At 69.3% G+C, this 26,870-nt stretch carries 23 protein-coding genes; 15 read left to right on the forward strand and 8 right to left on the reverse strand.

Annotated features, from left to right (window positions below; translation table 11 throughout):
• Positions 1-91 precede the first annotated feature (91 nt).
• The 7 genes from LSF15_RS03905 (at position 92) to LSF15_RS03935 (ending at position 8,652) form a co-directional block, all read left to right on the forward strand.
• Positions 92-1,759, forward strand: coding sequence for an ABC transporter substrate-binding protein (locus tag LSF15_RS03905; RefSeq protein ID WP_232497215.1), 1,668 nt, complete (start codon positions 92-94; stop codon positions 1,757-1,759).
• Complete coding sequence (locus LSF15_RS03910; RefSeq protein WP_372459900.1) at positions 1,744-2,718, forward strand: ABC transporter permease; 975 nt, start codon at positions 1,744-1,746, stop codon at positions 2,716-2,718. The genes LSF15_RS03905 and LSF15_RS03910 overlap by 16 nt, the downstream gene beginning before the upstream one ends.
• Entirely contained in the window at positions 2,715-3,596 is an 882-nt protein-coding gene (locus tag LSF15_RS03915) for an ABC transporter permease (RefSeq protein WP_232497216.1), read from the forward strand. Before LSF15_RS03910 ends, LSF15_RS03915 begins: the two co-directional genes overlap by 4 nt.
• Positions 3,593-5,242 (forward strand): dipeptide ABC transporter ATP-binding protein, encoded by a 1,650-nt coding sequence (locus tag LSF15_RS03920; protein WP_232497217.1) that lies wholly within the window; start codon positions 3,593-3,595, stop codon positions 5,240-5,242. Before LSF15_RS03915 ends, LSF15_RS03920 begins: the two co-directional genes overlap by 4 nt.
• 137 nt (positions 5,243-5,379) lie before the next feature.
• Positions 5,380-7,962, forward strand: a complete 2,583-nt coding sequence (gene valS / locus LSF15_RS03925; RefSeq protein WP_232497218.1) for a valine--tRNA ligase — start codon at positions 5,380-5,382, stop codon at positions 7,960-7,962.
• Positions 7,963-7,981: 19 nt separating this feature from the next.
• Positions 7,982-8,428, forward strand: coding sequence for a GNAT family N-acetyltransferase (locus LSF15_RS03930; RefSeq protein ID WP_232497219.1), 447 nt, complete (start codon positions 7,982-7,984; stop codon positions 8,426-8,428).
• On the forward strand, positions 8,428-8,652 hold the full coding sequence (locus tag LSF15_RS03935; RefSeq protein ID WP_232497220.1) for a hypothetical protein: 225 nt from the start codon (positions 8,428-8,430) through the stop codon (positions 8,650-8,652). The genes LSF15_RS03930 and LSF15_RS03935 overlap by 1 nt, the downstream gene beginning before the upstream one ends.
• A gap of 12 nt (positions 8,653-8,664) precedes the next feature.
• Here the strand turns inward: LSF15_RS03935 and LSF15_RS03940 are convergent, their stop codons facing one another.
• Complete coding sequence (locus tag LSF15_RS03940) at positions 8,665-9,492, reverse strand: methyltransferase domain-containing protein (RefSeq protein WP_232497221.1); 828 nt, start codon at positions 9,490-9,492, stop codon at positions 8,665-8,667.
• Between the two features lie 54 nt (positions 9,493-9,546).
• Between LSF15_RS03940 and LSF15_RS03945 the strand changes: the two genes are divergently transcribed.
• Positions 9,547-11,592 (forward strand): M3 family metallopeptidase, encoded by a 2,046-nt coding sequence (locus tag LSF15_RS03945; RefSeq protein ID WP_232497222.1) that lies wholly within the window; start codon positions 9,547-9,549, stop codon positions 11,590-11,592.
• A gap of 106 nt (positions 11,593-11,698) precedes the next feature.
• Here the strand turns inward: LSF15_RS03945 and LSF15_RS03950 are convergent, their stop codons facing one another.
• The 5 genes from LSF15_RS03950 to sufB are packed head-to-tail and all read right to left on the reverse strand — an operon-like array spanning position 11,699 to position 15,797.
• Positions 11,699-12,028: a metal-sulfur cluster assembly factor gene (locus tag LSF15_RS03950; protein ID WP_232497223.1), complete on the reverse strand. Its 330-nt coding sequence runs from the start codon at positions 12,026-12,028 to the stop codon at positions 11,699-11,701.
• Positions 12,029-12,048: 20 nt separating this feature from the next.
• On the reverse strand, positions 12,049-12,819 hold the full coding sequence (sufC, locus tag LSF15_RS03955; protein WP_232497224.1) for a Fe-S cluster assembly ATPase SufC: 771 nt from the start codon (positions 12,817-12,819) through the stop codon (positions 12,049-12,051).
• Positions 12,820-12,866: 47 nt separating this feature from the next.
• A complete protein-coding gene (locus tag LSF15_RS03960) occupies positions 12,867-13,193 on the reverse strand; it encodes a non-heme iron oxygenase ferredoxin subunit (RefSeq protein ID WP_232497225.1) in 327 nt (108 codons plus the stop codon).
• 1 nt (position 13,194) lies between these two features.
• Entirely contained in the window at positions 13,195-14,364 is a 1,170-nt protein-coding gene (sufD, locus tag LSF15_RS03965; protein ID WP_232497226.1) for a Fe-S cluster assembly protein SufD, read from the reverse strand.
• Between the two features lie 14 nt (positions 14,365-14,378).
• Positions 14,379-15,797, reverse strand: a complete 1,419-nt coding sequence (gene sufB / locus LSF15_RS03970) for a Fe-S cluster assembly protein SufB (RefSeq protein ID WP_232497227.1) — start codon at positions 15,795-15,797, stop codon at positions 14,379-14,381.
• Between the two features lie 251 nt (positions 15,798-16,048).
• Between sufB and LSF15_RS03975 the strand changes: the two genes are divergently transcribed.
• The gene (locus LSF15_RS03975; protein ID WP_232497228.1) at positions 16,049-16,954 is read left to right on the forward strand and encodes a COX15/CtaA family protein; all 906 of its coding nucleotides are present in this window, start codon (positions 16,049-16,051) and stop codon (positions 16,952-16,954) included.
• 106 nt (positions 16,955-17,060) lie between these two features.
• On the opposite strand, the gene LSF15_RS03980 is transcribed toward LSF15_RS03975, so the two are convergent.
• Entirely contained in the window at positions 17,061-17,981 is a 921-nt protein-coding gene (locus tag LSF15_RS03980; RefSeq protein ID WP_232497229.1) for a heme o synthase, read from the reverse strand.
• Positions 17,982-18,310: 329 nt separating this feature from the next.
• On the opposite strand from LSF15_RS03980, the gene tkt reads away from it, so the two are divergent.
• Genes tkt through pgl form a run of 6 tightly spaced genes read left to right on the forward strand, consistent with a single transcriptional unit; the run spans position 18,311 to position 26,419 of the window.
• Complete coding sequence (tkt, locus tag LSF15_RS03985) at positions 18,311-20,404, forward strand: transketolase (protein WP_232497230.1); 2,094 nt, start codon at positions 18,311-18,313, stop codon at positions 20,402-20,404.
• A gap of 26 nt (positions 20,405-20,430) precedes the next feature.
• Entirely contained in the window at positions 20,431-21,537 is a 1,107-nt protein-coding gene (gene tal / locus LSF15_RS03990) for a transaldolase (RefSeq protein ID WP_232497231.1), read from the forward strand.
• A complete protein-coding gene (locus LSF15_RS03995) occupies positions 21,534-23,138 on the forward strand; it encodes a phosphoglucose isomerase-related protein (protein WP_232497232.1) in 1,605 nt (534 codons plus the stop codon). The genes tal and LSF15_RS03995 overlap by 4 nt, the downstream gene beginning before the upstream one ends.
• Positions 23,139-23,154: 16 nt before the next feature.
• A complete protein-coding gene (gene zwf, locus LSF15_RS04000; RefSeq protein WP_232497233.1) occupies positions 23,155-24,696 on the forward strand; it encodes a glucose-6-phosphate dehydrogenase in 1,542 nt (513 codons plus the stop codon).
• Entirely contained in the window at positions 24,693-25,652 is a 960-nt protein-coding gene (locus LSF15_RS04005) for a glucose-6-phosphate dehydrogenase assembly protein OpcA (protein WP_232497234.1), read from the forward strand. Before zwf ends, LSF15_RS04005 begins: the two co-directional genes overlap by 4 nt.
• The gene (gene pgl / locus LSF15_RS04010; RefSeq protein WP_232497235.1) at positions 25,649-26,419 is read left to right on the forward strand and encodes a 6-phosphogluconolactonase; all 771 of its coding nucleotides are present in this window, start codon (positions 25,649-25,651) and stop codon (positions 26,417-26,419) included. Before LSF15_RS04005 ends, pgl begins: the two co-directional genes overlap by 4 nt.
• A gap of 78 nt (positions 26,420-26,497) precedes the next feature.
• On the opposite strand, the gene LSF15_RS04015 is transcribed toward pgl, so the two are convergent.
• Positions 26,498-26,863, reverse strand: coding sequence for an RNA polymerase-binding protein RbpA (locus tag LSF15_RS04015; RefSeq protein WP_232497236.1), 366 nt, complete (start codon positions 26,861-26,863; stop codon positions 26,498-26,500).
• Between the last annotated feature and the right edge of the window lie 7 nt (positions 26,864-26,870).

Raw genomic sequence — 26,870 nt, forward strand, 5'->3', positions numbered from 1 at the left:
TGCTTGTCGGCGTTGCCGCGCGGTGTCAGGATGATTCCGGGCTCCGAATAAGCGGATGACCCGTCCACTCCCCCTCGTCGCAAGGAACTCGATGCGTGCTGCACCCGTGACTGCCACCACGACGAAGCGCAGGGCCGGCATCATCGCCGGCGCCGTCGCGCTCGTCACCACGATCACGCTCGCCGGGTGCCAGGCCGCCGAGCCCGAGGCATCCGGCGATCCCGTCGAAGGCGGCACCCTCGTCTACGCGAGCGGCGACGCCGAGCCGACCTGCCTCGACCCGCACGTCGGCGGCAACTACCCGCAGGCGCTCATCGCGGGGCAGTTCCTCGAGTCGCTCGTCTCGCGCGACGAGTCGGGCGAGATCATCCCGTGGCTCGCGGAGTCGTGGGAGCCCGCCGACGACCAGCTCGCCTGGGAGTTCACGCTGCGCGAGGGCATCGAGTTCACCGACGGCACCCCCCTCGACGCCGAGGCCGTCAAGGTCAACGTCGAGCACCTGAAGGACCCGGCCACCCAGTCGTCGACGGGATATCTGGCGATGGGCAAGGTCGAGTCGGTCGAGGTCGTCAGCGACCGCGTCGCCCGGTTCGTGCTGAGCGCTCCCGACAGCGCACTGCTCGAGTCGCTCGCCCAGCCGTGGACGGCGATCCAGTCGCCGGCCGGCATCGCCCGCGGCATGGACGCGAACTGCCAGGCGCCCGTCGGCACGGGCCCGTTCATCGTCGACGAGTGGGTCAAGCAGGATCACGTGTCGCTCGTGCGCAACGACGACTACGCGTCGGCTCCTGCCGACGCGGCGCACACCGGCCCGGCATACCTCGAGGGCATCGAGTGGCGGTTCGTGCCCGACTCGTCGACGCGATACGCCGCACTGCAGGGCGGGCAGGTCGACGTGATCGACAACCCCCAGCCCGACACGATCGCCGCGACAGAGGGCGACGACGCGTTCACCTGGATCGACGCACCGCGGCCCGGCGCCTCGAACCGCATCGAGCTGAACTCGGGGCAGGCGCCGTTCGACGACGAGCGCGTCCGTGAGGCGTTCATCCGCGCCGTCGCGGTGAACGACGGCATCGACTCGCTCTTCTTCGGCACCGCCGAGCGTTCGTACTCCCCGCTCTCGTCGGTCGAGCCGCTCGCCCACTCCGACGAGACGCTCTTCGAGACCGACGTCGACGCGGCGAACACGTTGCTCGACGAGGCCGGCTGGACCGAGCGCGACAGCGACGGCACGCGCATGAAGGACGGCGCGCGACTCACACTCCGGTTCCCGGTGAGCACCAACCAGTCGATCCCGGCCGAGCAGTCGCTGTTCGAACAGGTGCAGGCCACGGCGAAGGAGGCCGGATTCGAGGTGGTGATCTCGCTGCTCGACCTGTCGAGCTGGTACGGCGCACTCTTCGCACACGAGTACGAGATCGTGAGCGCGCCGTACACGAAGGTCGGACCCGACGTGCTGCGCATCCTCTACCACTCCGACAGCATCACGCCCGCGCCCAGCGGGTACTTCGCGAACCTCGCGCAGCTCGACGACCCCGAGGTCGACGCCCTCCTCACCGGCGCGGCGTCGACGAGCGATCCGGCCGAGCGGGCGGCGCTCTACGAGCAGGCGCAGCAGCTGATCCTCGGCGGGCACTACCTGCTGCCGTTGTACGACCAGCAGAACAGCTTCCTGCTCAGCGCGAACCTGCAGGGCGCACGGGCCATGCCGACGGTCTCGACACCCAGCTTCTCCGACGCGTGGCTCATCGACTGAGCGCCTCGCGTCGCGGCGGCCGCCCGCTGCGACATCTGGGGCTGCTCCTCGGCGGCGCCGTCTTCGTCATGTGGGCGGTGGCGACGCTCACGTTCTTCGCGATTCGCCTGATCCCCGGCGACCCCGCGCAGGCGATCCTCGGCGGCCCGGGCTCGCAGGCATCACAGGAGGCGCTCGACCAGGTCCGCCGCGACTATGGGCTCGACCAGCCGTTGCTCGTGCAGTACTTCGCGATGCTCGGTCGCCTGCTCACGGGCGACCTCGGCGATTCCTATGCGCTGAAGGTCCCCGTCGCCGAACTGCTCGGTGCGCAGATCGGGGGCACACTGCTGCTGGCGGTGCTCTCGCTCGCGCTCGCCTGGGTGCTCGCGCTCGCACTGTCGCTCGTGTCGACCGGTCGCGGCCGCATCGCGACTGCGGTCGGCGAGGGCGTCGAGCTGACGGCCGCCGCGCTTCCCCAGTTCTGGCTCGCCGCGGTGCTCATCGCGATCTTCAGCACCGGGCTCGGGTGGCTCCCGCCGGTCGCGACCGGAACGCCGTCGGGACTCGTGCTCCCGGTGGTGACCCTCGCGATCCCGCTCGCCGGGTTCCTCGCGCAGGTGATGCGCGAGAGCCTGCTCGACGCGATGGCGCAGCCGTTCGTGATCTCGGCACGGGCGCGCGGCGAGAGCGCGGTCGGTGTGCGCCTGCGGCACACGATCCGCCATGCGGCGCTGCCCGGCATCAGCCTCTCGGGCTGGGCGCTCGGATGGCTGCTCTCGGGGGCCGTCGTCGTCGAGACGATCTTCGCCATCCCGGGTCTCGGAAGGACGCTGCTGCAGGCCGTCACCCTGCGCGACATCCCCGTCGTCACCGGCGTGGTGCTGCTCATCGCGCTCGTCTACGTCGTGATGACCGTGCTGACCGATGTCGCCTCGCGCATCGCCGATCCGCGGCTGCGGCAGGAGGCCGGCCGATGAGCGAACTCGAACTCCGCCAGACGACGATCGATGCCGAGGTCGCACACGCGCCTCGACGACGTGCACGCGCCGCCCGGCTGCCGCGCGCGGGCACGATCGTCGCGGGCGCCTTCGTGCTGTTCCTGCTTGCGGCGACCATCGTCCCCGGCCTCCTCGAGACGCAGGACCCGAACCAGATCTCGCCGGGCGAGGCATTCGAGTCGCCGTCGCTCGCGCATTGGTTCGGCACCGACGAATCGGGGCGCGACGTCTACAGCCGCGTCGTCGCCGGCACGGGCACGTCGCTGCTCATCGGCGTGACGGCGACGTTCATCGGCCTCGCCCTCGGGCTCGTGCTCGGCGTGCTCGCCGGGTTCGGCGGACGCGTCGTCGACTACGGCGTGAACCGGCTCGTCGAGGTGCTCTTCGCGTTCCCCGGCCTGCTGCTCGCGCTGCTCGTGATCGTCGTCTACGGTCCCGGGCCCGTCACGGCCACGATCGCAGTCGGGCTCTCGACGGCGCCGGGATACGCACGCATCATCCGCGGGCAGTTCGTGGCGATCCGATCGTCGCAGTACGTCGAGGCGGCTCGCGTGCTGGGGCACTCGCGCGGACGCGTCATCGCCCGCCATGTGCTGCCCAACGCGCTCATCCCGATCTTCGTGCTGGCGACGCTCGGCGTCGGCCAGGCGATCGTGTGGGCCGCGGCGCTCAGTTACCTCGGCCTCGGCGCGCAGCCGCCCGCCGCCGAGTGGGGCGCGATGCTCGCCGCCGGTCGCACCTACCTCTCGGTCGCGTGGTGGATGACAGTCTTCCCAGGCCTCATGATCGTCGGCACGACGATCTCGACAACCGTGCTGGGCCGCGCGCTCGCACGTCGCGGAAGGGGTGACGCGTGACCGAACCGCTCCTCGAACTCGCCGACCTGCGCGTCGCGTTCGGCGACACCGAGGTCGTGCGCGGCGTCTCGTTCTCGATCGCTCCGGGCGAGTGCGTCGCGATCGTCGGCGAGTCGGGGTCGGGGAAGTCGGTGACGGCGCGTGCGCTGCTCGGCATGGCCGGTCGCGGCTCGCGCGCCGAGTCGGGCGTGCTGCGCATCGGCGGTCGCGAACTCGGCCGCGCCGGCGAACGCGAGTGGCGTCGGGTGCGTGGCCGCGACGTCGGACTCATCCTGCAGGATGCGCTCGTCTCACTCGATCCGCTCCGTCCGGTGGGCCGTGAGATCGACGACCCGCTGCGCATCCACGAACGGATGTCCCAGCCCGAGCGCCGCGCACGGGTGCACGAGCTGCTCGCCTCGGTCGGCATGCCCGACCCCGAGTTCGCCGCACGCCGGCGTTCGGGCGAGCTCTCGGGCGGGTTGCGACAGCGCGCGCTCATCGCGGCGGCGATCGCGCTCGACCCCCCGCTGCTCATCGCCGACGAACCCACCACCGCGCTGGATGCGACCGTGCAGGCACGCATCCTCGCGCTCATCGGCGAGATCCGGTCGCGCGGCACCGGGATCCTGCTCATCAGCCACGACCTCGCCGTCGTCGGCCACCTCGCCGACCGGATCCTCGTGATGCGCGGCGGCGAGATCATCGAATCGGGCACCGCAGCCGAGGTCCTCGGCGCCCCCCGGGAGCCCTACACGCGACAGCTCATCGCCGCTGTGCCGAGCGAGGTCCCGCGGGGGGTTCCCCTCGTGCGCAACGGATCTCCGGTGCCGACCGCAGCGGACCGCCTCGAGTCGGCGTCCACGGCGGTCGTAGCGAGTGCCGCCCGCGAACCGTCGCTGCTCGCGATCGAGCACGTGAGCAAGACCTTCGCCGTGCCCGGAGGCCGGTTCACCGCAGTCGACGACGTCTCACTCGAGGTGCGCCGTGGCGAGACCGTGGGGCTCGTCGGCGAGTCGGGTTCGGGCAAGACGACGCTCGCGCGCCTCGCGCTCGGGCTCACGACACCCGACACCGGTGAGGTCACGCTCGACGGCGCACCCTGGTCCCGGCTCGACGAGCGCACACGGCGACCCGGCCGTCGTCGTATCGGGGCCATCTACCAGGATGCGCTCAGCTCCTTCGATCCCCGCTGGAGCGTCGGGCGCATCATCGCCGACGCCCTTGGCGTCGCCGCAGACGGCCATCGTCCGCCGCGCACCGACCACGGCATCGCGGGCCTGCTCGAACAGGTGGGGCTCGAGGCATCCGTCGCCCGCCGGCGACCGCTCACGCTCTCGGGCGGCCAGCGACAGCGCGTCGCGATCGCCCGCGCGATCGCGGCTTCACCCGAGATCCTGATCTGCGACGAGCCCGTCTCGGCACTCGACGTCACCATCCAGGCGCAGATCCTCGACCTGCTCGACGACCTGCAGCGCGAACGCGGACTGGCCCTGCTGTTCATCTCGCACGACCTCGGGGTCGTGGCGCACATGGCCGATCGAGTCGCGGTGATGCAGGCCGGCCGCATCGTCGAGACGGGTGCGGCCGATCGAGTGCTCACCGATCCCGAGCACCCGTACACCGTGCGCCTCATCGCCGACGCGCCGCGACTCGTGCGTGCCTGAACCATCGCGGTTCCGGCGCCGTCCGTCGCGCGATACTGCGCGCTACGGCGACGAGGGCGCGCTCCGGTAGGCTGGATCGTCGCACATTCAGGCACCTCCCAATTGACTCGGTGCCGCCGATATCGAACCGGAGCATCATGACCGACACCGCTCGCATTCCCGACAAGCCCGCACTCGAAGGCCTCGAATCGGTCTGGGGAGGCACGTGGGAGCGCGAGGGCACCTATCGGTTCGACCGCACCGCGGCCCCGCGCGAGCAGATCTACTCGATCGACACGCCCCCGCCCACGGCGTCGGGCTCGCTGCACATCGGCCACGTCTTCTCGTACACGCACACCGACCTGGCCGCGCGCTTCCAGCGCATGCGCGGCAAGCACGTCTTCTACCCGATGGGCTGGGACGACAACGGGCTGCCCACCGAGCGCCGCGTGCAGAACTACTACGGCGTGCGGTGCGACCCGACGCTTCCGTACGACCCCGACTTCACGCCGCCATTCGAGGGGGCCGACGGCAAGAGCGTGAAGGCGGCCGACCAGATCCCGATCAGCCGGCGCAACTTCATCGAGCTGTGCGAGCGGCTCACGGTCGAAGACGAGCAGCACTTCGAGGCGCTGTTCCGCATGCTCGGCCTGTCGGTCGACTGGACCCAGAGCTACCGCACCATCGCCGACGAGGCGTTGTTCACCTCGCAGCTCGCGTTCATCCGCAACGTCGAGCGCGGTGAGGCCTACCAGGCGCTCGCGCCGACGCTGTGGGATGTCACGTTCCGCACGGCCGTCGCGCAGGCCGAACTCGAAGACCGCGAGCAGTCGGGGCACTATCACCGTGTGTCGTTCCACCGCCCCGACGGCGGCGTCATCGAGATCGAGACGAGCCGTCCCGAGCTGATCCCGGCGTGCGTGGCTCTCGTCGCGCATCCCGACGACGAGCGCTACCAGCCGTTGTTCGGCACGACCGTCACGACGCCTGTGTTCGGCGTCGAGGTGCCCGTCCTCGCGCACCACCTCGCCCAGAAAGACAGGGGCACGGGCATTGCGATGATCTGCACGTTCGGCGACGTGACCGACGTCGTGTGGTGGCGTGAGCTCGACCTGCCGAATCGCGCGATCATCGGCTTCGACGGTCGCATCATCGCCGAGGTCCCCGAGGCGATCAGCTCTGCGGCGGGGCGTGCGGCCTACGCCGAGATCGCGGGCAAGACCACCTTCTCGGCCAAGCAGGCCGTCGTGCAGCAATTGCGCGATTCGGGCGACCTGCTCGCCGACCCCAAAGCCATCACGCACCCCGTGAAGTTCTACGAGAAGGGCGACCGGCCGCTCGAGATCGTGTCGACGCGGCAGTGGTACATCCGAAACGGTGCACGCGACGAGCAACTGCGCGAACGGCTGATCGCGCACGGGCGCGACATCGACTGGCACCCCGACTTCATGCGGGTGCGCTACGAGAACTGGGTCGATGGACTCTCGGGCGACTGGCTCATCTCGCGACAGCGCTTCTTCGGCGTGCCGATCCCCGTGTGGTACCCGCTCGATGAAGCCGGCGACCCGAAGTTCGACGAGCCCATCGTCGCCACGCGCGACCTGCTGCCGGTCGATCCGTCGTCGGCGCCCGCACCCGGTTTCGACGAGGCACAGCGCGGCGAGCCCGGCGGCTTCATCGGCGAGCACGACATCATGGACACGTGGGCGACCTCGTCGCTCACCCCGCAGCTCGCGGGCGGCTGGGAGCGCGACCCCGAACTCTGGAACCTCGTGTTCCCCTACTCCATGCGCCCCCAGGCGCAAGACATCATCCGCACCTGGCTGTTCTCGACGGTGCTCCGCGCAGAGCTCGAACTCGGCGAGAAGCCATGGTCGAACGCGGCGATCTCTGGCTTCATCGTCGATCCCGACCGCAAGAAGATGTCGAAGTCGAAGGGCAACGTCGTCACTCCCGCCGGGCTGCTCGAGCAGCACGGCTCCGACGCGGTGCGCTACTGGGCGGCATCGTCGCGCCTCGGCACCGACGCGGCGTTCGACCCGCAGAACCCGACCCAGGTGAAGATCGGCCGCCGCCTCGCGATCAAGGTGCTCAATGCGGCGAAGTTCATCCTCGCCTTCGACGGCAGCGCCGACGCCCCGGTCACCATGCCGGTCGACCGCAGCATGCTCGCCGAGCTCGCGTCGGTGGTCGATCGAGCCACGCGCGCGTTCGACGGCTACGACCACGCCCGGGCGCTCGAGGTCGCCGAGACCTTCTTCTGGACCTTCTGCGACGACTACCTCGAGCTCGTGAAGGAGCGCGCCTATGGCGAGCCGAGTCCAGAGCAGGCTTCGGCCGTTGCCGCGCTGAAGACGGCACTCGACGTGATGCTGCGACTGTTCGCGCCCGTGATCCCGTTCGCCACCGAAGAGGTGTGGCGCTGGTCGCACGACACCTCGGTGCACCTCGCTTCGTGGCCGACGGGCGGCGATCTGGCCGCACGCGGTGAGGCCGGCAGCGAGCTGCTCGAACTCGCGAGCCTGGCCCTCACCGGCATCCGCCGTGCCAAGACCGACGCCAAGGCGTCGCAGAAGACGCCCGCGCTTCGTGCCACGATCGCGGCGCCTGTGACGTCGATCACGCTGCTGCACTCGGTGGCGTCCGATCTGCGGGCAGTGGGTCGCATCATCGAGCTCTCCTTCGTCGAAGGTGAGGCGTTCGAAGTTCGCGATGTCGCCCTCGAGGCGCCGTCGGAGTAGGCAGAACAAGGGGGGAACCATGACGTACGAGATCCGACCGGTCGCCGACGACGACTTCTTCGGCTGGATGCCGCTCTTCGAGGCATATTGCAGGTTCTACGAGTCCGAGCTCGACGACGCCAAGGCGCTCACCGTGTGGACCTGGCTGCGCGACGAGCACGACCCGCTCGAGGCCGTGCTGGCGATCGACGGCGAGGGCCGGCCGGTCGGCCTCGCCCACTTCCGCGTCGTGCCCGATTCGCTGCTCGCGACACGTGCGGTCTACCTCGACGACCTGTTCGTCGACCCCGAGCACCGCGGCGACGGGGCCGGACGGACCCTCATCGAGTACGTGCACGCCCGCGCTGCCGAGCACGGCACGGGCGGGGTTCGCTGGATCACGGCAGCCGACAACACCGAAGCGCAACAGCTCTACGACGTGATCGCGCGTCGCACGAGCTGGATCACCTACGAGATGGACGCGTGATGCGGCTCGGCACGCGGTGGGCGTTCGGCGATGAGCCGCCGGCCTCGGTGCCCACGGAGCTGCGCCCGCGAATCGCCGCCGCCGAAGCACGCGCAGCCGGCGACGGCACCGGTCGCCACTGGACGCTCACATGGCTCGAAGGCCGGCCGATCGCCGAACTCGATGACGGCACCGTCGTGAGCGACGTGATCGCCGACGCGCTCGACGGCGACGAGGACTGGTAGCCGGCTCGCCGTTCAGCCGCGACCGAGGATCTCGCCGTGCGGCATGAGGAACCAGCCGCTGTCGTCGGCCGCCCACTCGCGCCACGCCGCCGCGATGCGCCGCAGCTCGTCTGGGCTCGAGTGACCCGACTCGATCGCATGGGCCGCGAACCTGGACTCGGTGGCGCGCTCTGCCCATGAACCACCCCACCATTCACGTTCGAGTGCGGATGAGAACACCCAGGTGCTCCCGCTGGCCGCGAGGTCGTGGAACCCCGCCTCGCGAGCCCATTGCTTGAGGTGTCGACCGGCGTGCGCGTCGCCGCCGTTCCAGCCGTGCACGTCGTGATACAGCTCGAGCCAGCGGCTGAGCCCCACCGATGTGGGGCTCCAGATCACGCCGCCGTAGTCGACGTCTCGGGCCGCGACGAGCCCGCCGGGCTTCAGAACGCGACGCCACTCGCGCATCGCATCGACCGGCCGAGCGAGGTGCTGCAGCACCTGGTGCGCGTGGACGACATCGAACGTGTCATCTTCGAAGTCGAGGGCGTACGCGTCACCGACATGGAACTCGACGTTCGAGACGCCCTCGCTGCGGGCGAGTCCGGTCGCGCGGTCGACCACCTCGCTCGAGGCGTCGACGCCGACGACGCTGCCCGGGCGCACCCGCCGGGCGAGGTCGATGGTGATCGTTCCGGGCCCGCTGCCGACGTCGAGCACCTTCGCGCCCTCGCGCAGGTGGGGTGCGAGGTAGGCCGCGGAATTGTCGACCGTGCGCCACGAGTGGATGCGCAGCACGCTCTCGTGGTGTCCGTGCGTGTAGGCGTCACGCGGGGCGACTTCGGGCTGTTCGATGTGCATGATCCGAGCCTAGGCTCCTCCGCCCTCGTGCGACACGCGAAGTAGTGTTGGCGAATGGTCGACGACCGTCGCAACCCCCTGCTCGAGCCCAGCCCCTTGCCGCTCGGGCTTCCGCTGTTCGCACTGATCCGCCCCGAGCACTACCGCGACGCGCTCGAGCGGGGCATGGCCGAGCAGCGCCGTGAGGTCGACGCGATCACGGGCGATGACTCCCCCGCGACGTTCGACAACACGATCGTCGCGCTCGAACGCTCGGGTGCCCTGCTGCGCCGCGTGCTTCCGGTGTTCGAGAACGCGAGCGCGGCCGTCGCCGACGACGAGATCGACGCACTCGAGACCGAGTTCGCCCCGCGGCTCGCCGCACACCGCGATGCGATCCGCCTCGATCCGCGCCTCTTCGCACGCATCGAATCCCTGTTCGTGGCCCGTGAGCGCCTCGCACTCGATGCCGAGTCCCGATACCTGCTCGAACGCCGCCACCGTGTCGCGATGCTGGCCGGCGCCGGTCTCGACGACGCCGGCCGTGCCGAGCTCGCCGAGCTGAACGAACGGATCGCCACCCTGACGACCGAGTTCCAGCAGCGACTCCTCGCCGACACGAACGCCCGCGCGGTGCACATCACCGACGAAGCCGAGCTCTCGGGTCTCGACGAGCCGCAGCGGGGTGCGGCCCGGGCGGCCGCCGTGGCGCGCGGGCTCGACGGGTGGCTGATCACCCTCGTCCTGCCGACCGGGCAGCCGCTGCTCGCGGCGCTCGACGACCCCGGCGTGCGCGACCGGCTGCTGGCCGCATCACGCGCGCGTGGAGCCGGCGGCGCCCACGACACCCGCGAGACACTGCTCGAGCTCGTGCGGGTTCGAGCCCGACGCGCCCGATTGCTCGGAGTCGAGAGCCACGCTGCCGCCGTCACGGCGGACTCGACGGCCGGCTCCCCCGGCGCCGTCGCCGACCTGCTCGGCAGGCTCACCCCCGCGGCATGCGCGAACGCACTGCGAGAAGCCGTCGCGCTCGATGCCCGCGCTGCACGCGACGGGCAGCGCCGCGTCGAGGCATCCGACTGGTCGTACCTCACTGAGCGGGTGCGAGCAGAACTGCACGAGATCGACCTGCAGGCGATGCGCCCGTACTTCGAGTTCGACCGTGTGCTCGTCGACGGCGTGTTCCGGGCTGCGACCCTGCTCTACGGCATCGAGTTCACCGAGCGCGCCGATCTCATCGGCTACCACCCCGACACGCGCGTCTTCGAGGTCGCCGAACACGACGGGACCACGGTCGGCCTGTACCTGCTCGACCTGTACGCGCGCGACTCGAAGCGCGGCGGCGCGTGGATGAGCTCACTCGTCGAGCAATCGACGCTCGAGGGGTCCCTGCCCGTCGTCGTCAACAACCTCAATGTTCCGAAGCCGGCCGCAGGCGACCCGACGCTGCTGACGCTCGACGAGACCGCGACCCTGTTCCACGAGTTCGGCCATGCGTTGCACGGCCTGTGCGCCAGGGTGGCGTATCCGACGTTCTCGGGCACGAACGTCTTCCGCGACTTCGTCGAGCTGCCGAGCCAGGTCAACGAACTGTGGATGCTGCGCCCCGAGATCGTCACCGGCTACGCCGTGCACCACGAGACCGGCGAGCGGATGCCCCGGCACCTCATCGACCGCCTGCTCGCGTCGCGCACCTTCAACGAGGGGTACTCGACCACCGAGTATCTCGCCGCGGCCCTGCTCGACCAGGCCTGGCATCGCCTCTCGCCCGATGACGCGGCCGCCGTGACCGACGTCGCCGCGTTCGAGCACCACGCCCTCGCCGCGGCGGGCCTCGACGACCCGCTCATCCCGCCGCGCTACTCGAGCGCCTACTTCGCACACATCTTCGCGGGTGGTTACGACGCGGGCTATTACTCGTACATCTGGAGCGAGGTCGCCGGGGCCGACATCGTGGCGTGGTTCGAGGCGCACGGTGGCGCGACGCGTGAGAACGGCGACCGCTTCCGGGCCGAGATCCTCGCCCCGGGCGGCTCACGCGACCCGCGACAATCGGTGCGAACGCTGCTCGGCCGTGAACCGACGATCGAGCCGCTCCTCCGCCGCCGTGGCCTCGAGTAGGGCGCGCGACCGGCTGCCCGTGCACGACGACCCGGAGCATCCGGGGCAGGAAGCGAGAGACCCCCCGGCTTCCGTCGAGGAAGCCGGGGGGTTCTACGTCGTGAGACTAGATGGCGAAGCCGAGCGCCCGCATCATGTCGCGGCCGTCGTCGGTGATGCGCTCGGGCCCCCACGGCGGCATCCACACCCAGTTGATGCGGAATGCCTCGACGACGCCGTCGAGCGCCTCAGCCGTCTGCTCTTCGAGCACGTCGGTGAGGGGACATCCGGCGCTCGTGAGCGTCATGTGGATGACCAGCGCGTCGTTCTCGTCATCCCAGCCGAGGTCGTAGATGAGGCCGAGATCGACGACGTTGACCCCGAGTTCGGGATCCATGACGTCTTTCAGTGCCTCGGTGACCTCGTCGAAGCGCTCGGGCGCAAGTGTGGTGACCATGATTCGAGTCTACGCGCGCCCTACTCGGCCGCGGCCGCCTCGGCAACGTTGTAGCGGTCGTAGCCCTCTTCTTCGAGCCGGTCGGCCAGCTCGGGGCCGCCCTGCTCGGCGATGCGACCGGCGACGAACACGTGCACGAAGTCAGGCTTGATGTAGCGCAGGATGCGCGTGTAGTGGGTGATCAGCAGCACACCGAGGCCGGTGCTCGCCATCGCCCGGTTGACGCCCTCGGAGACGACCTTGAGCGCGTCGACGTCGAGTCCCGAGTCGGTCTCGTCGAGCACCGCGAAGTTCGGCTTCAGGAGCTCGAGCTGCAGGATCTCGTTGCGCTTCTTCTCGCCTCCCGAGAAGCCCTCGTTGACGTTGCGCTCGGCGAACGCCTTGTCCATCTTCAGGTTCGACATCGACTCGCGCACGTCTTTCACCCACGTGCGCACCGACGGCGCCTGACCGTCGATCGCGGTCTTCGCGGTGCGGAGGAAGTTCGTGACGGTGACGCCGGGGATCTCGACCGGGTACTGCATGGCGAGGAACAGGCCCGCTCGGGCACGCTCGTCGACCGTCATCTCGAGCACGTTCTCGCCGTCGAGCAGGATCTCGCCCTGGACGACGGTGTACTTCGGGTGTCCGGCGATCGTGTAGGCGAGCGTGGACTTGCCCGAGCCGTTGGGGCCCATGATCGCGTGGATCTCGCCCTTGTTGATGACGAGGTCGACGCCGCGAAGGATCTCGCGGGTGCCCTGGTCGGTCTCGACGTTGACGTGCAGGTTCTTGATCTCGAGCACAGACATGTTCTGGTTGGTCTCTTTCGTTGATCGGCCGCGCGGGCCGGAATGTTTCAGACGGTCAGCGTGACCGCGGGGTCGATGAGGACGTCGCCGCCCTCGATCTGCACCTGGTAGACGGGGACCGGCTCGTAGGCCGGGAGGGTGAGCGGCTTGCCGGTCCTCAGCGAGAACATCGAGCCGTGGGCCCAGCACTCGAGGGTGTCGTTCTCGACGAACCCCTCGGCGAGTGAGATGTCGCCGTGCGTGCACGTGTCGCCGATCGCGAAGACATCGCCCGCCGCGTCTTTGACGACGGCGATGGGCACGCCATCGACGACGAAGCGCGACGCCTCGTTGACGGCGAGGTCGTCGACCCCGCACACGCGAACTGCGGCCATGTCAGTTGCCCTGCAATTCGGCTTCGACGGCGGCATTGAGGCGTGCTTCGAGCTCGGGCGACCCGATCTTCTGCACGATCTCGGTGAGGAACCCGCGCACGACGAGGCGACGCGCCTCGTCTTCGCGGATGCCGCGTGCCATGAGGTAGAACAGCTGCTCGTCGTCGAATCGCCCGGTGGCACTCGCGTGACCGGCACCCGCGATGTCGCCCGTCTCGATCTCGAGGTTCGGCACCGAGTCGGCACGGGTGCCATCGGTGAGCACGAGGTTGCGGTTCTGCTCGTAGCTGTCGGTGCCGGTGGCCTTCTGGCCGATCAGCACGTCACCGATCCACACGGTGCGCGCACCCGAGCCCTGCAGCGCACCCTTGTAGGTGACGCGGCTCTTGGTGTGCGGTGCATCGTGGTGCACGAACACCTGCTGCTCGAGGTGCTGCCCCGCGTCGGCGAAATAGAGGCCGAGCGCCTCGATGTCGGCACCCTGCTCGGCGAGGTGGGTCGAGGGGTTGACTCGCACGACCTTGCCGCCGAGCGAGACGACGATGTGCTTCAGGAACGAGTCGCGGCTGAGGCGGGCGAACTGGCTCGCGAGGTGCACCGAGTCGTCGCTCCACTCCTGGAGCGAGACGACGGTGAGCGATGCGCCCTCGCCGACCAGGATCTCGACGTTCTCGCTGAGGCGGGCATCACCGATGCCGCGCAGCACGATGAGCGCGCGGCTGAACGGCGCCGCCTCGATGACGGTGTGCGCCGCGCGGGGGGCGCTGCCGAGACCCGAACGGGTGATGACGGCGACCTTCTCGTCTTCGCCGGTGACCGACACGAGCAGCGACTCGCCGAAGGTCGACCAGGCGTTGGCGCTCGCGCGTTCCTCGGGGATGCCGGCCGATCCGATGCGGGCGTCGGTGCGGGCGATCCATGAGATCGCGACGCCCGCGACATCCGTCGTCTCGATCGTCGGACGGGAGCCGTCGAGTTCGCCGCCGGTGAGGTCGGCGAAGGCGGCGACGGGCGAGAGCTTCCACTCGTGCTCGCGGCCGTTGACCGGCGCGAAGTCGTCGACGTTCACCGAGCGGAACCGCTCGGAGCGCGTCTGCACGGGCACGAACGCACCGTCGGTGTGCGCGACGAGGCCGTGCTGCTCGGCCGTGGGCATGGCTGTGCTGGTCATCTGGGCGGTCACTCCTAGCCCACCGATCCTTCCATGCCCATCTCGATGAGCTTGTTGAGTTCCATCGCGTACTCCATGGGCAGCTCGCGCGCGATCGGCTCGATGAAGCCGCGCACGATCATGGCCATGGCCTCGTCTTCGGGGAGACCACGTGACATGAGGTAGAAGAGCTGCTCTTCGCTGACCTTCGACACGGTGGCCTCGTGGCCGAGCTGCACGTCGTCGACGCGGATGTCGATCGCCGGGTAGGTGTCGGATCGCGAGATCGTGTCGACCAGCAGGGCGTCGCAACGCACCGTGTTCGCCGAGTGGTGGGCATTGGCGTCGACACGCACCTCGCCGCGATAGCCGGCGCGGCCGCCGCCGCGGGCGATCGACTTCGAGACGATCGACGACTGCGTGTAGGGCGCCATGTGGATCATCTTGGCGCCGGCGTCCTGATGCTGGCCCGGGCCTGCGAAGGCGACCGAGAGGGTCTCGCCCTTGGCGTGCTCGCCCATGAGGAAGATCGACGGATACTTCATCGTGACCTTCGAGCCGATGTTGCCGTCGACCCACTCCATGGTGGCGCCCTCGGCGGCCGTGGCGCGCTTGGTGACGAGGTTGTAGACGTTGTTCGACCAGTTCTGGATCGTCGTGTAGCGCACGCGGGCGTTCTTCTTCACGATGATCTCGACGACCGCCGAGTGCAGCGAGTCGCTCTTGTAGATCGGCGCCGTGCAGCCCTCGATGTAGTGCACGTAGCTGCCTTCGTCGGCGATGATCAGCGTGCGCTCGAACTGACCCATGTTCTCGGTGTTGATGCGGAAGTAGGCCTGCAGCGGGATCTCGACGTGAACGCCCGGGGGCACGTAGACGAACGAGCCTCCCGACCACACCGCCGTGTTCAGCGCGGCGAACTTGTTGTCGCCGGCCGGGATGACGGTGCCGAAGTACTCCTGAAAGAACTCGGGGTGCTCGCGGAGCGCGGTGTCGGTGTCCATGAAGATGACGCCCTGGCGCTCGAGCTCTTCGTTGATCTGGTGGTAGACCACCTCGGACTCGTACTGCGCGGCGACGCCGGCGACGAGACGCTGACGCTCGGCCTCGGGGATGCCGAGCTTCTCGTAGGTGTTCTTGATGTCATCGGGCAGGTCTTCCCAGGTCTGGGCCTGCTTCTCGGTGGAGCGCACGAAGTACTTGATGTTGTCGAAGTCGATCTCGGAGAGATCTGCACCCCAGGTGGGCATGGGCTTGCGCTCGAACAGCTTCAGCGCGCGCTGGCGTCGCTGGAGCATCCATTCGGGTTCTGCCTTCAGGGCCGAGATGTCGGCGACCACCTCCGGCGAGATGCCGCGCCGGGCGGATGCCCCGGCGGCGTCGGAATCGGCCCAGCCGAACTCGTACGTGCCGAGCCCTTCCAGTTCGGGGCGGTCGATCAGTACGTCCGTCATGCTCTCCCTCTTCTCCTCCCGTGCGACCGGATATCAGTCCGGCTCATCCCCGTCGCGAGTCGAGGTGCTCGCTGATCAGGAGATGATGTGCGGGTGGCGTCAGTGCGAACCTAAGATGGCTGGGAACCCGCATCGCGCGTTGTCGCGCGCCTCGCGGAGATTACCCAACCCCTCAAGTCTATAGGGTCGCAGGCTGCGCCGGGCGGACTCCCAGCCCGGTCACAGAGCGACCCGGAGCAGGATCGACCCGCGTGACCCGCACACTCCGCACCTTCGCCTGGGCTTCGTTCGTCGCGCAGGTGGCGATCATCGCGACGGGCGGCGCGGTGCGCCTGACCGGTTCGGGTCTCGGATGTCCCACCTGGCCCACGTGCACACCCGATTCGCTCGTCCCGACCGACGAGCTGAGCTACCACTCGCTCATCGAGTTCGGCAACCGCCTGATGACGGGCGTCGTGGGCATCCTCGCCCTCATCGTCTTCCTGCTCGTGTGGCGCATCCGCCGCGAACGTCGCGACCTCTTCGTGCTCTCGTTCATCGTGGGAGTCGGCATCGTCGCGCAGGCGATCGTCGGCGGCATCACCGTATGGACGGGCCTCAACCCGTTCATCGTCGGGTTCCACTACGTCTCGTCACTTGCGCTCGTGTGCGTGACGGCGGCGTTCCTCGCGCGCATGGACCAGCCCGCCGGCCCGCGCGAGCGCGCAGTACCCGGGTGGTACGCGGGTCTCACCCACGCGACGAGCGCCGTCCTGGCGCTCACGATCGTGTTCGGCGTGCTCACCACCGGCTCGGGCCCCCACTCGGGCGACGCCGCGGCCGGGCGCACCGGATTCGACTCCGAGCTGCTCGAGCACGTCCATGCCTGGCCGGGGTACGCACTCCTCGTGCTCACGCTCGTCCTCGTCATCGCGGCGTGGCGCCTGAAGCTCCCCACACTCGGCTGGACGCTCGTGCTGCTCGCCATCGAGGTCGTGCAGGTCGCGGTGGGGCTCTACCAGGCCCGCAACGGCCTGCCCGTGCTGGCCGTCGGCGTGCACATGGTGCTCGCGGCGCTCACCGCGGCGACGATGACGCTCGTCGTGCTGCGGCTCAAGCGGCCGGTCAGGGCACCGCGTGCGTCGACCGAGACTGCTGCCGCGGCATCCGCTCACTGACCGACGCGGCCGACGAGCCGCGCGAGCTCGACGCGATTCGACGGCAGCCGGAGTACGGGCGCCCACCTGGATCTCGGAACAACGGTAGCGACATCCGCCCGATCGACTAGAACGGCAGCAGCGGGTCGACGCCGATCGCGAGGAACAGCAGCGAGAGGTACGCGATCGAGCTGTGGAACACCCGCATCGGTGAGACCTGCTCGTGCCGGATCGCGAGGTTGTACAGGCGGTGGGTCTCGTAGATGAACCAGACGCCCGTGACCACGGCGACAGTCGAGTAGACGAGCCCCATCTGGGCGATCGGGATGAGCAGCAGCGAGCAGGCGACCGTCGCCCACGCGTACAGGATGACCTGCAGGCCCACCTGCGCGCGGCCGCGGACGACGGCGAGCATCGGCACGCCCGCCGCGGCGTAGTCGTCCTTGTACTTCATCGACAGCGGCCAGTAGTGCGGCGGGGTCCACAGGAAGATGATGAGGAACAGGATGAACGGCGGCCAGTCGAGGCTGCCGGTGACCGCGGCCCAGCCGATGAGCACGGGCATGCAGCCGGCGACGCCGCCCCACACGATGTTCTGAGACGTGCGGCGCTTGAGGATGAGGCTGTAGAACACGACGTAGAGCAGGATCGCGGCGAGCGAGAGCGCGGCAGCCAGCCAGTTCGTGAACACGCCGAGCCACACGATCGACGCGATGCCGAGCCCGTACGCGAAGACGAGCGCCTCACGGTCGGTGAGTTCGCCCGTGACCAGGGGTCGGCCCTGCGTGCGCTTCATGACACGGTCGATATCACGGTCGATGTAGCAGTTGAATGCGCCGGCCGAGCCCGCGCTCATGGCCCCGCCGATGAGCGTCGCGACGAGCAGCCAGAGATTCGGCAGGCCCTGCTGCGCCAGGATCATCGTCGGCGCGGTGACCACCAGCAGCAATTCGATGACGCGCGGCTTGGTGAGCGCGAGATACGCGGTGAGCTTGCGCCGCACCGTCATCTCAGGTCGCGACTCGCGGGTGTGCACGGCTGCGTTCATCGTTCCTCTTCTGGGCGCGGGCACGTCAACAGGACTCCCCACGCACCCTTCTCGAGTCTAGGCCATCGCGGCGACGGGCCCCGGCGACGCGGACGCCCGCGCGCCGAGACCTCACGGCGACCGGTTGCCGTTGTGAGACACAGCCCGTCACACTCGTGCCGGGATCCATATACTGAGGAATACGCGCCTCGTGTCGCGGGAGCTCCCCAGAGTCATTCAGACGACGATCCGGGTTGCCTCCCACCGCGTGGCGGAACCGCGCCAGAACGTCCTCGGCGGGTCGGGGCCGAGGGTTCCCGTCCCGTCACGATCGGAAGGAACAGCACCTCGTGGCAAATCTCCAGTGGGAACCCATCGACGATCGGGCGGTCGACACGGCCCGAGTGCTCGCGGCAGACGCCGTCGAGAAGGTCGGCAACGGGCACCCCGGAACCGCGATGAGCCTTGCGCCCGCCGCGTACCTGTTGTTCCAGAAGGTCATGCGCCGCGATCCGGCCGACCACGCATGGCTCGGTCGCGACCGGTTCATCCTCTCCGCCGGACACAGCTCGCTCACGCAGTACGTGCAGCTGTACCTCGCGGGTGACGGCCTCGAGTTGCATGATCTCGAGACGCTGCGCACCTGGGGTTCGAAGACCCCCGGCCACCCAGAGTACGGTCACACCGACGGCGTCGAGATCACCACGGGCCCGCTCGGGCAGGGCCTTTCGTCGGCGGTCGGGTTCGCGTACGCCTCGCGCTTCGAGCGCGGCCTGTTCGATCCCGATGCCCCTGCCGGGACCTCCCCGTTCGATCACTTCGTGTACGTGGTCGCGGGCGACGGCGACCTGCAGGAGGGCGTCACGAGCGAGGCGTCCTCACTCGCCGGGCACCAGCAGCTGGGCAACCTGGTGATGATCTACGACTCGAACCAGATCTCCATCGAAGACGACACGAACATCGCGTTCACCGAAGACGTCGCGAAGCGCTACGAAGCCTACGGCTGGCACGTGCAGACCGTCGACTGGAAGAAGACCGGCGAGTACGTCGAAGACGTCGCCGAGCTGCACGCCGCGATCGAAGCTGCGAAGGGCGAGTCCTCGAAGCCGTCGATCATCATCCTGAAGACGATCATCGGCTGGCCGAGCCCTGGCAAGCAGAACACCGGCAAGATCCACGGTTCCGCGCTCGGCGCGGCCGAGCTCGCCGCGACGAAGCAGGTACTCGGCTTCGACCCCGAGCAGCACTTCGTCGTCGCCGACGACGTGATCGCCCACACCCGTCTCGCCGGCGAACGCGGCGCTGCCGCGCACGCCGAGTGGCAGACCGGGTTCGACGCCTGGGCCGCCGCCAACCCCGAGCGCAAGGCGCTGCTCGATCGCCTCGAGGCGGGCGAGCTGCCCGACGACATCGAGTCGGCGCTGCCGGTGTTCGAGGGCGGCACCGAACTGTCGACGCGTGCCGCGTCGGGCAAGGTCATCAACGCGCTCGCGGGTGTGCTGCCCGAGCTCTGGGGCGGGTCCGCCGACCTCGCCGAGTCGAACCTGACCACCATCAACGGCGCGCCCTCGTTCATTCCGACCGAGTGGTCCACGCACGAGTTCTCAGGCGACCCCTACGGCCGGGTGCTGCACTTCGGCATCCGCGAGCACGCCATGGGTGCGATCGTGAACGGCATCGTCCTGCACGGGCCGACCCGCGCGTTCGGCGGCACGTTCCTGATCTTCAGCGACTACATGCGCCCCGCAGTGCGCCTCGCCGCGCTGATGAAGGTCCCGTCGATCTTCGTCTGGACGCACGACTCCGTCGCGCTCGGCGAAGACGGCCCCACCCACCAGCCCATCGAGCAGCTCGCGACCCTGCGTGCGATTCCCGGCTTCACGGTGGTGCGCCCGGCCGATGCCAACGAGGTCGCGTATGCGTGGCTCGAAGTTCTGAAGCGAGCGGATGCCCCGGCGGGCATCGCCCTGACCCGCCAGAACATCCCGGTGTTCGAACGGGGTGCCGGTGACGCGTCCGGTGACACGCTCGCTGCGGCATCCAACCTGTCGAAGGGCGCCTACGTGCTCGCCGAGGCCGCCGGCGGAACGCCCGACGTGATCATCATCGCGACGGGTTCCGAGGTGCAGCTCGCCCTCGCGGCGCGCGACACGCTCGCCGCCGAGGGCGTCCACGCCCGCGTGGTGTCGGCGCCGAGCCTCGAGTGGTTCGAGGAGCAGCCCGCCGAGTACCGCGAGCAGGTACTGCCGGCGGCGGTCACCGCTCGCGTGTCGGTCGAGGCCGGCGTCGCGCTCACGTGGCAGCGCTACATCGGCGACCGGGGTCGCGCGGTGTCGATCGAGCACTTCGGCGCGTCCGCCGACTACAAGACCCTGTTCCGCGAGTTCGGCATCACGGCTGACGCCGTCGTCGCCGCCGCCAAGGAATCGCTCGCGTCGGCCTGACGCGCGCCCGAAGAGGAGACATCCACATGACCAACTCCCCCACCGCAGCCCTCTCCGAGGCAGGCGTCAGCATCTGGCTCGACGACCTCTCGCGCGAACGCCTCGTCACCGGCGACCTCGAGCGGCTCATCGCCGAACGCAACGTCGTCGGCGTCACGACCAACCCGACGATCTTCGCCGCCGCGCTGAAGAGCGACACGTATCACGACCACCTCCACGAGCTCGCCGTTGCCGGCGCCGACGTCGACACCGCGATCTTCGACATCACGACCGACGACGTCCGCGCGGCCGCCGACGTGTTCCGGCCCGTCTACGACCGCACTGGCGGCGTCGACGGTCGCGTCTCGATCGAGGTCGCCCCGGGCCTGGCTCGCGACACCGCGGGCACCATCGCCGAGGCGAAGGCCCTGTGGGCCAAGGTCGACCGTCCGAACGCGCTCATCAAGATCCCGGCGACCGTCGAGGGGCTCGATGCGATCACCGCTGCGACGGCGGCCGGCATCAGTGTCAACATCACGCTGATCTTCAGCCTCGACCGCTACCGCGACGTGATCCACGCGTACTTCACCGGGCTCGAGCAGGCGAACGCGGCCGGCATCGACCTGTCGACGATCCACTCCGTCGCGTCGTTCTTCGTCTCGCGCGTCGACACCGAGATCGACAAGCGTCTCACCGCGATCGGCACCCCTGAGGCACTCGCCCTCAAGAGCAAGGCCGGCGTCGCCAACGCCCGCCTGGCCTACCAGCTCTTCGAGGAGGAGTTCGCCACCGAGCGGGCCACCGCGCTGCTCGATGCCGGCGCCAACCGCCAGCGGCCGCTCTGGGCATCGACCGGCGTCAAGGACCCGGCGCTGCCCGACACCCTCTACGTCACCGATCTCGTGGCCGCCGGCGTCGTCAACACCATGCCCGAGAAGACGCTCGAGGCCACGTTCGACCACGGCGTCGTCGAGGGCGACACCGTGACGGGCGCCTACGCCGATGCCGGCGCGGTGCTCGACGCGCTCGGCGCGCTGGGCGTCGACTACGACGACGTGACGCTCACCCTCGAGAACGAGGGCGTCGACAAGTTCATCGTCTCGTGGGGCGAGCTCATCGACAGCGTCCGCACCGCGTTGGAGGCGGCTCGATGAGCTTTCGCATCTCGGTGAGCGGCGCCGCCGCCGACGCAGTTCGTCGAACCGTCCCCGGGCTCGTGAGCGACCTCGTTGCGAGCGGCATCACCGCGCAGGACGCGACGCTCTGGGGCTCCCATGCCGAAGCCGAGTCCGAGAAGCGTCTCGGCTGGACCGAGGCGGTCGCCGTGTCACGGCCGCTCGTCGCAGAGATCGAGTCGCTCCGCGAGCAGCTCGAGGCCGACGGCGTCCGCCACATCGTGCTCGGCGGAATGGGCGGATCCTCGCTCGCCCCCGAGGTCATCACGCGCACGGCGCGCGTCGACCTCACCGTGCTCGACTCGACCGAGCCCGGGCAGGTGCTCGCCGCGCTCGGCGACCGGCTCGAGGCATCCGCGCTCGTCGTCTCGTCCAAGTCGGGTTCGACCGTCGAGACCGACAGCCAGCGACGTGTCTACGAGCAGGCGTTCCGCGATGCCGGCATCGACCCGGCGAAGCGGATCATCGTGGTGACCGACCCGGGCTCGCCGCTCGACGAATCGGCGCGGGCCGCGGGCTACCGCGTGTTCAACGCCGACCCGAACGTCGGCGGCCGCTACTCGGCGTTGACCGCATTCGGCCTCGTGCCGTCGGGCCTCGCCGGCGTCGACATCGCCGAGATCCTCGACGAGGCCGAGACGATCGAGCTCTCGCTCGCGATCGACAGCCCCGAGAACCCCGGCCTCGTGCTCGGCGCGGCGATCGCCGCGACCGCACCGCTTCGCGACAAGCTCGCGATCGTCGCCGATGGCACGCATATCGTCGGCTTCGCCGACTGGGCTGAGCAGCTGATCGCGGAATCCACGGGCAAAGAGGGCACCGGCATCCTGCCCGTCGTGCTCGATACCGGCGCACCCGAGCTGACGGCGAACCTGCCCGACGTCCAGGTGGTCCGCCTCGTCGACGACGCGGGCGACCAGATCTTCAGCCGCCACGACACCGGTGAGATCCGGGTGTCCGGAAGCCTCGGCGCGCAACTGCTCGTCTGGGAGTATGCGACCGCCGTCGCCGGTCGCATCCTCGGCATCAACCCGTTCGACCAGCCCGACGTCGAGTCGGCGAAGATCGCGGCACGCGGCCTGCTCGACGCCCGCCCCGCGCCCGAGCCCGCAGCGTTCGTCGCGAACGGCATCGAGGTGCGTGGCACGCCCGACGTCATCGGTGCGTCGAGCGACCTCGAGTCGGCGATCGACGTGCTCCTCGAGGAGCTGCCCGAGAACGGCTATATCTCGGTGCAGGCCTACGTCGATCGCGTCGCGCACCCCGAGGTCGAGCGAATCCGCGATCTTCTCGCGGCGCGGTCGGGTCGCCCCGTCACGTTCGGCTGGGGTCCGCGGTTCCTGCACTCCACCGGGCAGTTCCACAAGGGCGGCCCCGCCGTCGGCGTGTTCCTGCAGATCACGCAGTCGCCGGCCGACGACCTCACGATCCCCGAGCGTCCCTTCACGTTCGGCCAGCTCATCGCAGCGCAGGCATCCGGTGACGCGAGCGTGCTCGCAGAACACGGCCGGCCGGTGCTCACCCTGACGCTGACCGATCCTGCCGCGAACATCGCTGCACTGCTCGGCGCCGTCGGCTGACCTTCGAAGGAGACGCATGCAACCGGTCGCGATCACCGCAGCGCACAACCCACTCCGTTCCCCGAAGGACTACCGGCTCAACCGAATCGCCGGCCCGTCGAGTCTCATCATCTTCGGCGTCACCGGCGACCTGTCGCGCAAGAAACTGATGCCGGCGGTGTACGACCTCGCGAACCGCGGCCTGCTGCCGCCGGGCTTCGCGCTCGTCGGATTCGCGCGTCGCGACTGGGCCGACCAGGACTTCGAGCAGGTCGTCCACGACTCGGTGAAGCAGTATGCCCGCACCGAGTTCCGTGAGGACGTCTGGCGCCAGCTGGCGCAGGGCATCCGGTTCGTGCCCGGCGACTTCGACGATGACGTGGCATTCGATCGACTCCGCGATGTCGTGCAGGAACTCGACCGCGAGCGCGGAACGATGGGCAACCACGCGTTCTACCTGTCGATCCCGCCGAAGTCGTTCCCCATCGTCACCGAGCAACTCAAACGTTCGGGCCTCACCGAGCAGCGCGACAACCAGTGGCGTCGCGTCGTCATCGAGAAGCCGTTCGGCAGCGACCTGAAGACCGCGCGCGAGTTGAACGACGTGGTCGCCTCGGTGTTTCCGCCCGACTCGGTCTTCCGCATCGACCACTACCTCGGTAAAGAGACGGTGCAGAACATCCTGGCGCTGCGGTTCGCCAACCAGCTGTACGAGCCGATCTGGAACGCCAATTTCGTCGACCACGTGCAGATCACGATGGCCGAGGACATCGGGGTCGGCGGTCGGGCCGGATACTACGACGGCATCGGCGCGGCACGCGATGTCATCCAGAACCACCTGCTGCAACTGCTCGCCCTGACGGCGATGGAGGAGCCGATCTCCTTCGAGGCCGGCGACCTCCGCGCCGAGAAGGAGAAGATCCTCGCAGCGGTCCGCCTGCCCGACGACCTCGCCACGGGCACCGCCCGTGGGCAGTACGCCGGCGGGTGGCAGGGCGGAGAGAAGGTCATCGGCTTCCTCGACGAAGACGGCATGAACCCCGAATCGACGACCGAGACCTACGCGGCGATGAAGCTCACCATCGGCACGCGCCGATGGGCGGGCGTGCCGTTCTACCTCCGCGCCGGCAAGCGCCTCGGCCGACGCGTCACCGAGATCGCCGTGGTCTTCAAGCGGGCACCGCAGCAGGTCTTCGCCGACAGCCAGACGTCGCAGCTCGGCCAGAATGCGCTGGTCATCAGGGTGCAGCCCGACGAGGGCGTGACGATCCGCTTCGGCTCGAAAGTGCCCGGCGCCGGCATGCAGGTGCGCGACGTCACGATGGACTTCGGCTACGGCCACGCATTCACCGAGGCGAGCCCCGAAGCCTACGAACGGCTCATCCTCGATGTGCTGCTCGGCGATCCGCCGCTGTTCCCCCGCCAAGAGGAGGTCGAACTCTCCTGGAAGATCCTCGACCCCATCGAGGAGTTCTGGGCGACGAAGGGTCAACCCGAACAATACCGCCCCGGAACGTGGGGGCCGAGTTCTGCGGACGAACTCCTCGCCCGCGACGGCCGAACCTGGAGACGCCCATGATCGTCGACCTCCCCGACACCACCACGAGCCTCGTCTCGAAGGCGCTCGTCAAGATCCGCGAAGAGGGCGGTGTCGTCGCGCTCGGACGCGTGCTCACCCTGGTGATCGCGACGGCGCCCGGCGACGAGGAAGAGGCCATCGAAGCCGCCAACGACGCCTCCCGCGAGCACCCGATGCGCGTCATCGTGGTCTCCACCGAGCCGGGCACCGATACGTCCGAAGTCGCCCCGCGCCTCGACGCCGAGATCCGCGTCGGCGGCGACGCGGGTGCGAGCGAGGTGATCGTCCTGCGTGCGTGGGGCGACGCGGCCCGCGATGAGGAGAGCCTCGTCATGGGGCTCCTCCTGCCCGATGCCCCAGTCGTCACCTGGTGGCCGGGAGTGGCCCCCGCGGTTCCGGGGACGTCCCCGCTCGGGCGCATCGCCCAGCGGCGAATCACGGATGCCTCGACCCAGGCCGACCCGCAGGCGGCGCTGCAAGCGCTCTCGACGAGCTATATGCCGGGCGACGCTGATTTCGCCTGGACGAGGCTGACCCTCTGGCGTGCCCAGCTCGCCGCCGTGCTCGACCAGCCGCCGTACGAACCGGTCACGGGAGTCCACGTCACCGGGGCGATCGACTCGCCGTCGACAACGCTGCTCGCGGCGTGGCTCCGGCTGCAACTCGGCGCTCCATCGGCGTGCCGGCTCACCGGTGTCGAAGCCGGTTCGCACGGCATCCACGGGGTGCGCCTCGAGCGGCCGAGCGGCGCCATCGAGCTCGTGCGCGACGTACCCGGTGTGGCGACGCTTCGCCAGCCGAGCCAGCCGACGCATGACGTCGCGCTCCCCCGTCGGACACTTCGCGACTGCCTCGCCGACGAGCTGCGACGCCTCGACCCCGATGAGCTGTACGGTGAAGTCATCAGGAGCGGTCTCGCTGAGCTCGCGGACGGTGTCGAGGAGGTCACTGCGTGACGAACGAACGGCGTGTGCTCGTCCACCCCGACAAGGTGAGCCTCGCCGGCTCGGTCGCAGCCCGCTTCATCACCAAGATGCTCGACCTGCTCGACGCGCAACCCGTGGTTCACGTCGTGCTGACGGGCGGCTCGATGGGCGCCGCGGTGCTCGAGGCGGTCGCTGCCTCCCCCGCGCGCATGTCGATCGATTGGACGCGTGTGCACTTCTGGTGGGGTGACGAACGCTGGGTGCCCGCGCGTGACACCGAGCGCAACGATGAGCAGTCGCGCGTCGCCCTGCTCGATGATCTCGATCTGCCTGAGGGCAACCTGCATCCGTTCCCGACATCCGACTCGGGGCTCACGCTCGATGAGGCTGCCGTCGATTATGCGGCCGAACTCGCCGATCACGGCGTCGACGGCATGCCGCATCCGATCTTCGACATCACGTTCCTCGGAGTGGGGCCCGACGGGCATATCGCGTCGCTCTTCCCGCACCGTTCGGGAATCCAGGTGACCGACCGCACGGTCATCGTCGTGCGTGACTCACCGAAGCCTCCGCCCGAGCGACTCAGTCTCACGCGTCCCGTGATCAACGCGTCGCAGCGCGTCTGGTTGGTGCTGGCCGGCGCCGACAAGGCCTCGGCGCTCGGACTCGCCCTCGCTGGCGCGAGCCGCGATGAGGTGCCTGTCGCGGGCATCAAGGGCCGCCGTCGCACGGTCTTCTTCGTCGACCAGGACGCTGCCGCCGAGGTACCCGAGTCGCTCATCGCGCGCGACTACTGATCGGGTGCGACGCACGTTCCACCGAACACGACTGAGGGGGCGGCCGCCGGCCGCCCCCTCAGTCGTGTTCGGTGCGCGTCAGTCCTTCGGAGCCTGGCCGCGGCGAGTGCGCAGCTGCGTGAGCGCGTCGTCGAGCAGCGCGGCCGCTTCGTCTTCGGTGCGGCGCTCCTTCACGTAAGCGAGGTGCGTCTTGTAGGGCTCGAGCTTCGAAACCGACGGCGGGTTCTCGCGGTCGCGACCGGCGGGGAGGCCCGTCGAGGGGCTGTCGATGACGTCGGGAATCTCTTCTTCGGGCAGGTTCGCTGCGAAGTGGCGAACGGTTTCGTTGCCGCGCGCGTCCCAGTAGCTGACCGCGACACGATCCGCGTGGAAACCGCGATCCTGCTCGCCCATCGGTCCGGCCCCGACTCGCGAGCCGCGGATGGCGCTGTTGCCTGAAGCCATTGGTGCC

The organism is Agromyces humatus (genome assembly GCF_021228295.1).
Classification (GTDB): domain Bacteria; phylum Actinomycetota; class Actinomycetes; order Actinomycetales; family Microbacteriaceae; genus Agromyces; species Agromyces humatus.

Excerpts from the sequence above, each read along its gene's own strand:
- LSF15_RS03905 (WP_232497215.1), top strand. The coding sequence starts at position 92 with ATGCGTGCTGCACCCGTGACTGCCACCACGACGAAGCGCAGGGCCGGC.
- LSF15_RS03915 (WP_232497216.1), top strand. The coding sequence starts at position 2,715 with ATGAGCGAACTCGAACTCCGCCAGACGACGATCGATGCCGAGGTCGCA.
- valS (WP_232497218.1), top strand. The coding sequence starts at position 5,380 with ATGACCGACACCGCTCGCATTCCCGACAAGCCCGCACTCGAAGGCCTC.
- LSF15_RS03930 (WP_232497219.1), top strand. The coding sequence starts at position 7,982 with ATGACGTACGAGATCCGACCGGTCGCCGACGACGACTTCTTCGGCTGG.
- LSF15_RS03935 (WP_232497220.1), top strand. The coding sequence starts at position 8,428 with ATGCGGCTCGGCACGCGGTGGGCGTTCGGCGATGAGCCGCCGGCCTCG.
- LSF15_RS03940 (WP_232497221.1), bottom strand. The coding sequence starts at position 9,492 with ATGCACATCGAACAGCCCGAAGTCGCCCCGCGTGACGCCTACACGCAC.
- LSF15_RS03945 (WP_232497222.1), top strand. The coding sequence starts at position 9,547 with ATGGTCGACGACCGTCGCAACCCCCTGCTCGAGCCCAGCCCCTTGCCG.
- LSF15_RS03950 (WP_232497223.1), bottom strand. The coding sequence starts at position 12,028 with ATGGTCACCACACTTGCGCCCGAGCGCTTCGACGAGGTCACCGAGGCA.
- sufC (WP_232497224.1), bottom strand. The coding sequence starts at position 12,819 with ATGTCTGTGCTCGAGATCAAGAACCTGCACGTCAACGTCGAGACCGAC.
- LSF15_RS03960 (WP_232497225.1), bottom strand. The coding sequence starts at position 13,193 with ATGGCCGCAGTTCGCGTGTGCGGGGTCGACGACCTCGCCGTCAACGAG.
- sufD (WP_232497226.1), bottom strand. The coding sequence starts at position 14,364 with ATGACCAGCACAGCCATGCCCACGGCCGAGCAGCACGGCCTCGTCGCG.
- sufB (WP_232497227.1), bottom strand. The coding sequence starts at position 15,797 with ATGACGGACGTACTGATCGACCGCCCCGAACTGGAAGGGCTCGGCACG.
- LSF15_RS03980 (WP_232497229.1), bottom strand. The coding sequence starts at position 17,981 with ATGAACGCAGCCGTGCACACCCGCGAGTCGCGACCTGAGATGACGGTG.
- tal (WP_232497231.1), top strand. The coding sequence starts at position 20,431 with ATGACCAACTCCCCCACCGCAGCCCTCTCCGAGGCAGGCGTCAGCATC.
- LSF15_RS03995 (WP_232497232.1), top strand. The coding sequence starts at position 21,534 with ATGAGCTTTCGCATCTCGGTGAGCGGCGCCGCCGCCGACGCAGTTCGT.
- zwf (WP_232497233.1), top strand. The coding sequence starts at position 23,155 with ATGCAACCGGTCGCGATCACCGCAGCGCACAACCCACTCCGTTCCCCG.
- LSF15_RS04005 (WP_232497234.1), top strand. The coding sequence starts at position 24,693 with ATGATCGTCGACCTCCCCGACACCACCACGAGCCTCGTCTCGAAGGCG.
- LSF15_RS04015 (WP_232497236.1), bottom strand. The coding sequence starts at position 26,863 with ATGGCTTCAGGCAACAGCGCCATCCGCGGCTCGCGAGTCGGGGCCGGA.